General features: G+C 65.0%; 14 protein-coding genes. 9 read left to right on the plus strand and 5 right to left on the minus strand.

Annotated elements, in window-relative coordinates:
* Window positions 1-78 precede the first annotated feature (78 nt).
* On the minus strand, window positions 79-342 hold the full coding sequence (locus QCM77_RS37670; protein WP_279664922.1) for a hypothetical protein: 264 nt from the start codon (window positions 340-342) through the stop codon (window positions 79-81).
* Window positions 343-481: 139 nt separating this feature from the next.
* Window positions 482-1,294, minus strand: coding sequence for a creatininase family protein (locus tag QCM77_RS37675; protein ID WP_280096265.1), 813 nt, complete (start codon window positions 1,292-1,294; stop codon window positions 482-484).
* A gap of 122 nt (window positions 1,295-1,416) precedes the next feature.
* Here QCM77_RS37675 and QCM77_RS37680 point away from each other — a divergent pair, with 122 nt between their 5' ends.
* The 7 genes from QCM77_RS37680 (at window position 1,417) to QCM77_RS37710 (ending at window position 7,610) form a co-directional block, all read left to right on the plus strand.
* Entirely contained in the window at window positions 1,417-2,439 is a 1,023-nt protein-coding gene (locus QCM77_RS37680) for an ABC transporter substrate-binding protein (protein ID WP_280096266.1), read from the plus strand.
* 9 nt (window positions 2,440-2,448) lie between these two features.
* Window positions 2,449-3,279, plus strand: coding sequence for an ABC transporter ATP-binding protein (locus QCM77_RS37685; RefSeq protein WP_280096267.1), 831 nt, complete (start codon window positions 2,449-2,451; stop codon window positions 3,277-3,279).
* Window positions 3,276-4,094 carry an ABC transporter permease gene (locus tag QCM77_RS37690; RefSeq protein ID WP_279664926.1) on the plus strand — a complete coding sequence of 273 codons (819 nt, stop codon included), beginning with the start codon at window positions 3,276-3,278 and terminating at the stop codon, window positions 4,092-4,094. The genes QCM77_RS37685 and QCM77_RS37690 overlap by 4 nt, the downstream gene beginning before the upstream one ends.
* Complete coding sequence (locus QCM77_RS37695) at window positions 4,094-5,083, plus strand: 2-hydroxyacid dehydrogenase (RefSeq protein ID WP_279664927.1); 990 nt, start codon at window positions 4,094-4,096, stop codon at window positions 5,081-5,083. Before QCM77_RS37690 ends, QCM77_RS37695 begins: the two co-directional genes overlap by 1 nt.
* Window positions 5,083-5,772, plus strand: coding sequence for an AprI/Inh family metalloprotease inhibitor (locus QCM77_RS37700; protein ID WP_279690370.1), 690 nt, complete (start codon window positions 5,083-5,085; stop codon window positions 5,770-5,772). The genes QCM77_RS37695 and QCM77_RS37700 overlap by 1 nt, the downstream gene beginning before the upstream one ends.
* A gap of 124 nt (window positions 5,773-5,896) precedes the next feature.
* The gene (locus tag QCM77_RS37705; RefSeq protein ID WP_279664930.1) at window positions 5,897-6,304 is read left to right on the plus strand and encodes a YciI family protein; all 408 of its coding nucleotides are present in this window, start codon (window positions 5,897-5,899) and stop codon (window positions 6,302-6,304) included.
* A gap of 31 nt (window positions 6,305-6,335) precedes the next feature.
* On the plus strand, window positions 6,336-7,610 hold the full coding sequence (locus QCM77_RS37710) for an RNA polymerase sigma factor (protein WP_279664932.1): 1,275 nt from the start codon (window positions 6,336-6,338) through the stop codon (window positions 7,608-7,610).
* Here QCM77_RS37710 and QCM77_RS37715 read toward each other — a convergent pair.
* Entirely contained in the window at window positions 7,607-8,995 is a 1,389-nt protein-coding gene (locus QCM77_RS37715) for a peptidoglycan-binding protein (RefSeq protein ID WP_280096268.1), read from the minus strand. The two genes, QCM77_RS37710 and QCM77_RS37715, sit on opposite strands and share 4 nt — an antisense overlap.
* Window positions 8,996-9,259: 264 nt before the next feature.
* On the opposite strand from QCM77_RS37715, the gene QCM77_RS37720 reads away from it, so the two are divergent.
* Window positions 9,260-9,634 (plus strand): hypothetical protein, encoded by a 375-nt coding sequence (locus QCM77_RS37720; protein WP_280096269.1) that lies wholly within the window; start codon window positions 9,260-9,262, stop codon window positions 9,632-9,634.
* A gap of 164 nt (window positions 9,635-9,798) precedes the next feature.
* Window positions 9,799-10,119, plus strand: a complete 321-nt coding sequence (locus QCM77_RS37725; RefSeq protein WP_279664937.1) for a YMGG-like glycine zipper-containing protein — start codon at window positions 9,799-9,801, stop codon at window positions 10,117-10,119.
* A 61-nt stretch (window positions 10,120-10,180) separates the two neighbouring features.
* Here the strand turns inward: QCM77_RS37725 and radC are convergent, their stop codons facing one another.
* Window positions 10,181-10,894 (minus strand): RadC family protein, encoded by a 714-nt coding sequence (gene radC, locus QCM77_RS37730; protein ID WP_279690375.1) that lies wholly within the window; start codon window positions 10,892-10,894, stop codon window positions 10,181-10,183.
* A gap of 99 nt (window positions 10,895-10,993) precedes the next feature.
* A complete protein-coding gene (map, locus tag QCM77_RS37735; protein ID WP_279664944.1) occupies window positions 10,994-11,812 on the minus strand; it encodes a type I methionyl aminopeptidase in 819 nt (272 codons plus the stop codon).
* Window positions 11,813-11,845 lie beyond the last annotated feature (33 nt).

Here is an 11,845-nt window from a genome sequence, read left to right on the forward strand (position 1 = left end):
GTCGGGGCACGACACGGGGTGGATGAGGCGCCCGTGTCGGACGCAGGATCCACGTGAGATCGGCCTCAGGTACCCAGATCAGTAGCAGCTGCGAACGCGGCCAACGTACTGGCCGAAGGCGTTGTACTGGGCGACCCAGCCGCAGCGGTGATAGCCGTTGTAATAGGGGTCGTTGCTGGCGGCGATCGCGGTGCCGACGATTGCGGCGGTGGCGATGCCGGCGCCCACACCCCAGCCCCAGCCGGGCTGCTTGGCTTGCGCCTGCGAGGTGGTGGCCACGACACTGCCGGTCAGGGTGAGCGCAGCAAGGGCAACAGCGAAAATCTTGGTCTTGATCGACATTTGAAACTCCATCCGGGTTGAGGCGGTCCGTTGTGGCCCGCGTGCCCAGTTGGACGGAGGCTCCTCGAATCTGGTTCGAAGGCCGCGAATCCAGTCGTGAAGTTCGACTCCTTCCTGAATGATTACAATGAGATGCAAGCTAGCCGAGCGGGCCTTTGGCGAGCCTGTTCACGTCGAAGTTATCAACCTCGGCAAGCAGCTCGCAGAAGGCGCGGGCGCCCTGGTCGATCAGCTGCTCGCCCTTCTCGGGGACGGCCAGCGTCGCGTTGCCGACAGCGCCGCTCGCGTGGAGATCCTGCGCCTGCCAGGCGAACGGTGCGGGCCGCTGCGTCGACAGCCAGCGATATTGCTGCTCCATGGCGATGCTGCTCGCGGGAAAATCCGCGATTGCATTCATGCGCACCTGTTCGGGATAGCGCGCCAGCATGATCGAGGTCTCGACCGCGCCGCCATGAATGCCGTGGCGCACTTCGTCCGCCGGAAACAGCTTGTCCGCACCTGACAGGCGCGACCATGAGGTCGTCACCACGAGCAGCTTGTGATGCGCGCGCAAATCCTGGGCGATCAGCATCATTGCCGCGCTGTTGCCGCCATGGCTGGTGATGATGACGAGCTTCTTCAATCCGCGCCGCGCGACGTCCTCGCCGATCCCTGTCCATCGCTTCAGCGCGATTTCAGTCGGCAGCGTCTGCGTGCCCGGATAGTCGATATGCTCGGTGGAAATCCCGACCGGTTCAACGGGCAGGAATATCGCCGGAATGCTCTCGGGCAGAAGCTCGCGCACGCGCGCCAGATAGGCGTCCGCGATCAGCACGTCGGTCTCGAGCGGCAGATGCGGGCCGTGCTGCTCGGTCGCCGCCAGCGGCAGCACCGCGATCCAGCGCGACGGTTCCGAGGGCGCGATCTCGCTCCAGTTGATGTCGGTCCAGTCGCGGGGCAGGGACGAATTCATCGAGGTTTCTTTGCGCCGATTTGTAACGTAATTTGGAGCTCTTCGGGGGACGCTGCCCGGCCGGCCGCGTCTCCCGAAATTTCTTGCTTATCATGGGCCGGAACGATCGACGGAGTCCAATCATGCGCCCCATCCATCCGCGGCGAGCGTTAACGGGGGCCCTGGTGGCCGCTTCTCTCGCGGCCCTGCCCGTGCGTGCCGAGACGCTGGACAAGGTCACCTTCGGTACCAACTGGGTCGCCGAGGCCGAGCATGGCGGCTTCTTCCAGGCCGTCGCCGACGGCACCTACAAGCGCTACGGGCTCGACGTCACCATCGTTCCTGGTGGTCCCAACGAGAACAACCGGATGCTCCTGATCGCCGGCAAGATCGATTTCTTCATGGCCGCGAACACGCTGATGTCGTTCGACGCGATCGCCAACAACGTCCCGGTCGTGACGATCGCCGCGGTCTTCCAGAAGGATCCGCAGGTGATGCTGACGCAGCCCGACGCCAAGGTCGCCAGGATCGAGGACCTCAAGCCGCTGACGCTGTTCGTCTCCAAGGAGGGCATGACCAGCTATTTCCAGTGGCTGAAGTCCGAATACGGTTTCAGCGAGAAGAACGTTCGCCCCTATAATTTCAATCCGCAGCCCTTCATCGCCAATCCCAAGAGCGCGATGCAGGGCTACGTCACCTCCGAGCCGTTCGCGGTCGAGAAGGCCGCCGGGTTCAAGCCCAACGTGCTGCTGCTCGCCGATTACGGCTTCAACACCTATTCGACCCTGATCGAGAGCCGCCGCGACGTGGTCGAGAAGAAGCCCGACCTGGTGCAGCGCTTCGTCGATGCCTCCATGATCGGCTGGTACAATTACATCTACCGTGACAATTCCGCGGGCAACGCCATGATCAAGAAGCTCAATCCGGAGATGACCGACGAGCTGCTGACCTATTCCGTCGCCAAGATGAAGGAATACGGTATCGTCGATTCCGGCGAGTCGCTGAAGAACGGCATCGGCGCGATGAGCGACGAGCGCTACACCTCCTTCTTCAACAAGATGGTGAAGGCGGGCGTCGTGAAGCCGGACCTCGACTTCCGCAGGTCCTATACGCTGCGCTTCGTCAACAAGGGCGTCGGCGTCGAGCTGCGCCCGAGCAAGCCGTAGCGCAAGTCGATGTCGCCAGTCAAAACTTCCGCGGGGGTCGAGAGCGGCCTGACGGCCCTGTCCGTCAGCCTGCGCGGCGTGACGAAGGTCTATGACAACGGCGTGATGGCGCTCGGCCCGCTCGATCTTGCCGTGCGCAAGGGCGAGTTCATCTCGCTGCTGGGGCCGTCCGGCTGCGGCAAGTCCACCGCGCTGCGGCTGATCGCCGAGCTCAGCGCGCCGTCATCCGGTATCGTGAGGCTGGCGCGTCACGAGGGCGCGGCGCTGCCGGGCCATGTTCAGCCAGGTCACGGCATCGGCTTCGTGTTTCAGGAGCCGACCCTGATGCCCTGGACCAGCGTGCGCGAGAACGTGCGGCTGCCCCTGAGGCTCGCAGGCGTGCCGAAGGCGGACGCGCGCGCGCGTGCCGACGAGGCGCTGGCGAGCGTCGGGCTTGCCGATTTCGCCGAGGCTTTCCCCCGCGAGCTCTCCGGCGGCATGAAGATGCGGGTGTCGCTGGCGCGCGCGCTCGTCACGGATCCTGATATCCTCCTGATGGATGAGCCGTTCGCGGCGCTCGACGAGATCACGCGCTTCCGCCTCAACAACGATTTGCTTGCGCTGTGGCGCAGCCTTCGCAAGACCGTCATCTTCGTCACTCATTCGGTGTTCGAATCCGTCTATCTGTCGCAGCGCGTGGTGGTCATGACGGCGCGGCCAGGCCGCATCCAGGCCGACATCCGCATCGAGACTGTCGAGCCGCGCGGCGAGGAGTTTCGTACTTCAGTCGCCTATTCCGATTATTGCCGGAAAGTGTCGGCCGCGCTGGCGCCGTCCTATTCAGGGCAGTCGACGCTATGAATGCGCAAGCTACCGTCACTGCGAAGCCGTCCGGCGCAAAACGCGCGTTGCGCTTCGTGCTGCCCGTCATCGTGTTCGCGGCGGGACTTCTCGCCTGGGAGCTCGTGGTCCGCATCAAGGACATCCCGCCTTACGTGCTGCCGGCGCCCTCCGTCATTTTCCTGACTCTGGTCAAGGACTGGGAGGTGCTGTCACAATCGCTCGCCGCGACGCTGCTGACCACGCTTGAAGGTTTTGTCGCCGCCAGCATCGGCGGCATCGCGCTGGCGCTGCTGTTCAACCAGTCGAAATGGGTGGAAGCATCGCTATTCCCCTATGCCGTGGTGCTTCAGGTCACCCCTGTCATCGCGATCGCGCCGCTGCTGCTGATCTATCTGGAGCAGCAGACCGCGGTCGTGGTCTGCGCCTTCATCGTCGCCTTTTTCCCGGTGCTGTCGAACACCACGCTCGGGCTCAATTCGGTCGATCGCAACCTCTCAGGCCTGTTCCAGCTCTATGGCGCCTCGCCACAACAGACCCTGCGCTTTCTCAAGCTGCCCGCGGCGCTGCCTTATATCCTCGGCGGCCTGCGCATCGCCGGCGGCCTGTCGCTGATCGGCGCGGTCGTGGCCGAGATCGCGGCGGGAACGGCCGGCGCCGGCTCCGGGCTCGCCTACAGGATCGCCGAATCCGGCTACCGGTTGAACATACCCCGCATGTTCGCAGCGCTGCTGTTGTTGTCGCTGGCCGGGATTGTCATCTATGGGGTGCTGGCGCTAGTTTCCCACCTCGTTTTACGGCGCTGGCATGAGAGCGCGCTTGGAAAGGACAACTGATGACCACCGGTTCGATTTCGTCCGAAAAGATCGACCTTCTGATTTATGGGCCGGTCCGGCCGATCCTCGATAACGGGTTTTCCGATCATTTCGTCGTGCACAAGGCGGAGACGCGGGGCGATCTCGAGCGGCTGACACCGGCGGTCCGCGAAAAGATCCGCGGCGTGGCGGTGACCTATCACACCGTCCGCGCTGACAAGGATTCGCTGTCGCAATTGCCCAAGATCGAGATGGTGGCAAGCTTCGGCGTCGGCTACGACCACATCGACGCCAAATACGCCGCCGAGCACAACATCATCGTCACCAACACGCCCGACGTGCTGACCGAGGAGGTCGCCGACGTCGCGATGGGCCTTCTGATCTCCACCGTGCGCGAGTTCATCAAGGCCGACCGTTATGTGCGCTCCGGCCTCTGGCAGACGCAGAACTATCCGCTCAGCGTCGGCTCGCTGCGCGACCGCAAGGTCGGCATCGTCGGCATGGGCCGGATCGGCCAGGCGATCGCGCGCCGGCTCGACGCCTCGTTGGTGCCGGTGGTCTATCACACCCGCAATCCGTCCAAGGAGGTCTCCTACAAGCACTACCCTGACCTGATCGAGATGGCGAAGGCGGTGGACACGCTGATGGTGATCGTCCCCGGTGGCGCTGCTACCGAAAAGATGATCAACGCCGAGGTGCTGAAGGCGCTCGGCCCGCGCGGCGTGCTGGTCAACGTCGCGCGCGGCTCTGTGATCGACGAACCGGCGCTGGTCCAGGCGCTCAAGTCCGGCACTATTCTTGCCGCTGGTCTCGACGTGTTCGCGGCCGAGCCGAACGTGCCGGACGAGCTCAAGACCATGCAGAACGTCGTGCTGTTGCCGCATATCGGCTCGGCCTCGGTGGTGACGCGCAACGCGATGGATCAGCTCGTGGTCGACAACCTCAAGTCATGGTTCGCCGGCAAGGCGCCGTTGACGCCGGTTGCGGAAACGCCGTTCAAGGGGCGCTGATGAGAGCTCTTCGGGTCGTTACATTGATGATCGCGGCTGTTGCCGCGATCACCACTGCGCGTGCGCAGGATACGACGACCCTGAAGAAGGAGATGCCCGGGCAGTGGGAGCTCTCGACCACCGAGCGCAGCAAGACCTGCGTCGTCACGCTCAAGGCCGACGCCGCGGCTCAAGGCTTCAAGCTCGAACTGGAGCCGGCCTGCAAGGCCGCGCTGCCTTTCACCAAGGATATCGTGGCCTGGAGCGTCAAGGGTCTCGACATCGTCCGTTTGCAGGATGCGACCGGTGAAGCCGTGATCGACTTCACCGAGGTCGAGGCCGGCATCTTCGAGGGCCTGCGGCAAGGCGAGGGCGTCTACATCCTGCAAGACCTCGCCGCAGCCCGCTCGATGGCGAAGTCGATGGACCAGATGATCGGCGATTGGTCGATCGTGCGGGGCAACGGCCAGCCGGTCTGCGGGCTGACGCTGACCAACACGGAAGCCGGGCCCGACAATTTCCAGGTCTTCCTCAAGCCGAAATGCGATGCGGCGATCGCGCAATTCAACCCGACGCAATGGCGGCTCGAGCGCGGCCAGATCATCCTGCTGTCGAAGGCCGGCGAGGCCTGGCAGTTCGAGGCCGACGACAACGCGCAGTGGCGGCGCGTCCCTGACACCGCCGATCCCCTGATCATGCTGCGGCAGTAGCGTTCGCCCGGCCTCGCAATTTTTCCGTTGCTGATGTCGATCCGGCGCCGGCTGGATCGTCATCCCAATAGCGAGCTGATTTCGCGGCCGAACCGGCCGCGTCTCGCCTCAACAGGAGTTTTGCATGCGCTTCATGTACATCGTTACTTCCCCGAAGCCCCTGGCAGGGCCGTCCCCGGCGCTGGCGGAGGCGATGCAAAGGATCTCCGAACGGGAGATCAAGGCCGGCCGGATGCTCGACAATGGCGGCCTGATGCCGCTTGCGACCGGCGCGCGAGTGTATGTCGCGGACGGCGAGCTCAGCGTCATCGACGGCCCGTTCGTGGAGGCCAAGGAGGTGATCGGCGGCTATGCCATTTTCGAATTGCGCGACAAGGACGAGGCCCTGGCGATGGCCAAGGAATTCATGCAGTTGCACCTCGACCACATGCCCGGCTGGGAAGGCACCTGCGAATTACGGGCATTCGCCACGCCGGGTATGGACGTGGCCTGTGAGGTCAACGCGCGTGCAGGGGTAGCCGCCCACGCCTGATGGACAGCACCGCTCGTCTCTTTCGGCGGCGATGACGGCCGCCGACACCGACATCGATCGCGTCATCCGCGCCACTTGGCGCGTCGTGCAGCCGCGGCTGATCGCCACGCTGTCGCGGATGCTGCGCGACGTGCCGCTGGCGGAAGAGCTGACCCAGGACGCGCTGGTTGCGGCGCTGGAATCCTGGCCCATCATCGGCGTGCCCGAAAATCCCGGCGCCTGGCTCATGACGATCGCCAGGCGCCGCGCTTTGGATCATCTGCGCCGCGGCAAGATGCTCGCGGACAAGCACGACATGCTGGCGCGGGACATGTTGCAGGAGCAGGCGGCCGTGCCGGATTTCGATGCCGCGCTCGACGACGACATCGGCGACGAATTGTTGCGGCTGATCTTCACGGCCTGTCATCCGATCCTGTCACGCGAGGCCCGCGCGGCGCTGGCGCTGCGCATGATCTGCGGCTTGACCACATCAGAAATCGCGCGCGCCTATCTCGTGCCGGAAGCAACCGTCTCCCAGCGCATCGTCCGTGCCAAACGGACCCTGTCAGGATCCGGCCTCGCCTATGAGACGCCGAGCGGCGAAGCGTTGTCAGAGCGTCTCGCCTCGGTGCTGGAGGTCGTCTATCTGATCTTCAACGAGGGCTACCTCGCGGCGCGGGGAGAGGAATGGTTGCGGCCGCAGCTCTGCGACGAGGCGTTGCGCATGGGCCGGGTGCTCGTCGGTCTGGCGCCGGACGAGCCGGAAGTTCACGGCCTCATCGCCCTGATGGACCTGAATGCTTCGCGTGCGCATGCGCGCACCGATGCGAATGGTGATCCCATTCTGCTGATGGACCAGGATCGCACGCTCTGGGATCAATTGCAGATCCGTCGTGGCCTGCGGTCGCTCGACCGTGCCGGCGAGCTCGGCGGCGCGAAAGGATTTTACGCGCTTCAGGCCGCCATCGCGGCGCATCACGCCACGGCGGAGTCGGTCGCAAACACCGATTGGGGGAGCATCGCGCAGCTTTACGCCGAATTGGCGCGGCTGTTGCGCTCGCCGGTCATCGAGCTCAATCGCGCGGTCGCGGTCGGGATGGCCGAGGGACCGCAAGCCGGGCTTGACGTGCTGGACGAAATCGCCGGCGAGCCGGCGCTTGCGGCCTATCACCATCTGCCGGCGGTTCGTGGTGACTTCCTGCAAAAGCTCGGGCGCTTCGCAGAGGCGCGGCGGGCTTTCGAAGCCGCCGCGCATCTCGCCACCAACGGACGTGAACGCGCGCTGATGGAACGCCGTGCCGCGGCCCTACGCGGGGAGCGTCTCTAAGTCGTCGGCTTCGGCGGCGGCGCGGTGCCCTGCGCCCACTTCTCCAGCTTGCCGAGCACGCCCCAGGCCGTGAGCGCGAGGGAGATCGGCATCGCGAACTGGCCGAGGCCCGGCACGGCGGACACGATCGTCCCGAGCAATCCGGCAAGACCGCCCGCGTTGGGGCTCGCCGTCACCGAAGTGAGCAGCGCCGTGATCAGCGAGCCGCCGATGCCGAGCGCGGTCTTCTTGCCGTCAAGCAGCTTGCCGAGGGTGTCGCCGAGCGCGCCATTGACCTGGCCGAGGACGGGCTTGCCGTCCTTGCTGAGCAAAGTGCTGAGCAGGTCGACGACCTGCTTCAACTGATCGACGGGGGCGGGGCTGGTCGGGGTGACTGGTCCCGGCATGGGGGCTGTCTTGTTGACGAGGGAAAAGAGCCGTTCGAACAGGCTGATCGGATCGCTGGTGGCAGGCAGCGTGTTGCCCAATGTCGTGGTTCCCGGCGTCACACCGCCGACCGGCGGACGCAGCAATTGCGCGAGGTCCTCCAGCCGCTTCATGATCTGGGATACATCGCCGGTCGGTCTGGTGGGCCCCGACTGCGCCGCGCGCGTGAGGGCGGCTACTGTGGCGCCGTCGAGAAGTCCGGTATCCCTCAGGCCGCTCTGCTGCTGAAACTGCGAGACTGCGGCCCTGGTCTTCGCTCCGCTGATGCCGTCCTCGGCCAGCGGCGGATTGGCGCCGAGCTTGTTGAGCGCCTGCTGCATGAGAACGATCGTCGACGCCGCGTCGTCCTCCGGTTCGGAGCGGGTCGCGAATTGCGGGCTGCCGTCGAGGGTGATCGAGGAATCGAGCGACATCATCGCATGCAGGATCACCGCGGTGCCGAGCTGGGAATCGACGTGGTTCTGGTCGAACACATGATCGCGGACGAATTTGCCGGCCCTTGCCTCGGGCGGGCCATACAGCGTCGAACCGCCATAGAGATAGGGCGAATTGCAGCCCTTGGCGTGATAGCCGAAGCCGTTGAACGCTTCGAGCCGAAACAGAATCCGTGCAATCCCCCAATCGTGAGCGCCGACGAAATTTTCGATTCTGAAAGCGTCCACGGCGCCGTCCACGAACGTGGCAAACGGACCGCGCCCTTTCGGAACGACGGTCGTCACGCGATGAAGCGTTTCGCCGTTGCCGAGATAGGTGTCAAAATCGAAATTGGACTCGCGGTAGTGACAGAGGGCGGCGAAATACCAGGGGACGCCGGTCGACCGCTCGATCTGCTGATAGGTCGCCTTGCCGTTGATGGCCTTGCGTGCGACCGCGTTCGCGTCGGAGAGGCGTGAAGGCCGGATCTCGAGATTGGCCCAATTCCGCTCGTATTCGTTTTTCAGATTTTCGAATGAGACCATTTTCCGCTCCCGCAATTGATGAATTATCGCAACTCCGTGTCAGTCAAGGTGAACCAGGTGCCGTGATCAGGACGTGACGCCAGCGTGATCTCCCGCAAATCTGGCAGGCCACCGGCACGTCGCGTGTGAACTGGGTTACAGCCTTGGCGGGAAAATGGGCGGCAGGACCGGGATCGGGGCGACCGCCCGCGAGGGAACCGGCGGGGCTGTTCCTCCGTTAGCGACGCGAGGCAGTCCGGCAAGGAGCCCTGCAAGGAGCCCTGTATGACCAAGCGCGTCCTCGCGATCGGCATCGAGCCCGGCAGTGCCGACTACAGCGCATTCCCGCAACTGACGCCGGACCTCGTGCGCGGCTATATCGAGGCGCAGCTCTTGCGTTTGCGCGATCTCGGCTACGAGGTCACGAGCTGCCTGATCGATCTCGACGCCGCAGCGGAGGCCGCCGTCACGGCCGCGCTGCGCGACGAGCGCTTCGACTGCGTCGTGATCGGCGCGGGCCTGCGCGAACCGAAGGAGCGCCTGTTGCTGTTCGAGAAGGTGCTCAACCTCGTCCACCGCCTGGCGCCTGACGCCGCGATCTGCTTCAACACCACGCCCGCCGACACCGCCGAGGCCGTGCAGCGCTGGGTCGATGCTTGATGGAGCTGACCGGCGCGTGCATCGCACGCAGCGCGGTTTGAGCCGTCTTCGCGCTGCGCTTCCGACGCCATCGCGGAGCGTCGCGAGTTGCGGCGTCGGCAATTTGTCTGGTCCGAATCCTGTTCCGGCGCTATGACTGGCTCCACCACAGGGAGGGCGAGAGCATGCTTCGAGGTCTTCGTATTGGACGTCTTGGAATGGCGGCGTGTCTGGCGGTCGCGATCGCGGCCCCGGTGCATGAGGCGGTGGCGCAGGACGCGATTGGCGGTGCCATCCTCGGCGGCGTCGGTGGAGCGATCGTGGGTGGCGCCATCGGCGGTGGCCGCGGCGCCGCCATCGGCGCTGTCGTCGGTGCCGGCACGGGCGCCGCGATCGCCTCTGAGGGCGAACGCCGCCGCTCCGGCTACTACGCCTATCAGCGCGGCTGCTACATGCAGCGCCGGGACGGCTCCTACGTCCCGGTCGACCCGCGATACTGCTACTGAGCGATCGGCCCTATCGCGTTTGACGTGGCATCTCTGTCGTGCGTTGAAAGGCCATGCTTTCCTAGATCAGCCGCATCCCGCGCAGGCTCGCATGTCCGCTCTTGCCGACGATGATGTGGTCATGCACGGCAATCCCGAGCGGCTTGGCGATGTCGATGATCGCTTTGGTCATCTGGATGTCGGCCTGTGACGGCGAGGGATCGCCGGAGGGGTGGTTGTGCACCAGGATCAGCGCGGTCGCCGATAGCTCAAGCGCGCGCTTGATCACCTCGCGCGGATAGACCGGGGTGTGGTCGACGGTGCCGGTCTGCTGCACCTCGTCGGCGATGAGCTGGTTGCGCTTGTCGAGGAACAGCAGGCGAAACTGCTCCTTGTCGGCAAACGCCATGCTGGTGCGGCAATAGTCGATCACCTCGTTCCAGGACGACAGCGCGTTGCGGCTGTTGACCTCGCCCTTGGCGACGCGGTGCGCCGCCGCTGCGATCAGCTTGAGCTGGTGGATCGCGGGCTCGCCCACGCCGTCGACCTCGCGCAGGCGCGCCACCGGGGCATGGACGACTTCGGCGAATGAGCCGAAAGTCTTGATCAGTGTCTTCGCCAGCGGCTTTGTGTCGCGTCGGGGCAGTGCCGGAAACAATGCCATCTCCAGCAGCTCGTAGTCGCTGAGCGCGTCCGCGCCGGCGCTGTAGAAGCGCTCGCGCAGCCGTTCACGATGGCCGAGATAGTGCGGCGCTTCCTCAGGCTTGCTCTTGTCGTGGTCGGTCTTGGCGGGCATCGGCCGCCAGCATTGCCGCGGATCGGCGTTTTTGCAACCGTCAATTGCGGCGGCAAATCCGGTTCACGCCAGCCGACGACCCCGAAGGTCAGCCCGGGATCACCCGATCTGCTTCTCGCCGTGCCGCTCCGACAGCGTGAAGATCTCGACGCCGGTGTCGGTGACGCCGACGGAATGCTCGAATTGCGCCGACAGCGAGCGGTCGCGGGTCACCGCGGTCCAGCCGTCGGACAGGATCTTCACGTGCGGCTTGCCGAGATTGATCATCGGTTCGATGGTGAAGAACATGCCGGGCTTGAGCTGCACGCCCTCGCCGGGGCGGCCGATATGGATGATGTTCGGCTCGTCGTGGAACATGCGGCCGAGGCCATGGCCGCAGAAATCGCGCACGACGCTCATGGCCTGCGGCTCGACGAAGCTCTGGATGGCGTGGCCGATGTCGCCGGTGGTGGCGCCGGGCTTCACCGCGGCGATGCCGCGCATCATCGCTTCATACGTCACCTCGATGAGGCGCTCGGCCTTGCGCGCGATCGGGCCGACCGCATACATCCGGCTGGAATCGCCGTACCAGCCGTCGACGATGAAGGTGACGTCGATGTTGACGATGTCGCCCTCTTTCAGCGGACGGTCGCCGGGCATGCCGTGGCAGACCACGTGGTTGAGCGAGGTGCAGGTCGAATAGCGATAGCCGCGATACATCAGCGTCGCCGGATAGGCATTGTGGCTGAAGGCGAAGTCGCGGACGAACTGGTCGATGCGCTCGGTCGGAACGCCGGGCCCGACGATGTCGGTGAGCTCGTCGAGGCACTTCGCCACCAGCGCTCCCGCCTTGCGCATGCCGGCAAAGGCGCTCGGCCCATGCAGCTTGATCTGTCCGGTCTTGCGCAGGGAGGTATCGGAGGCTTCGACGTAGCTCATCATACGGTCTTTACGGGCTCGGGCTGATTTCGA

Origin of the sequence: Bradyrhizobium nivariense (assembly GCF_029846695.2) — a bacterium.
In the GTDB taxonomy this organism is placed as follows: Bacteria; Pseudomonadota; Alphaproteobacteria; order Rhizobiales; family Xanthobacteraceae; genus Bradyrhizobium.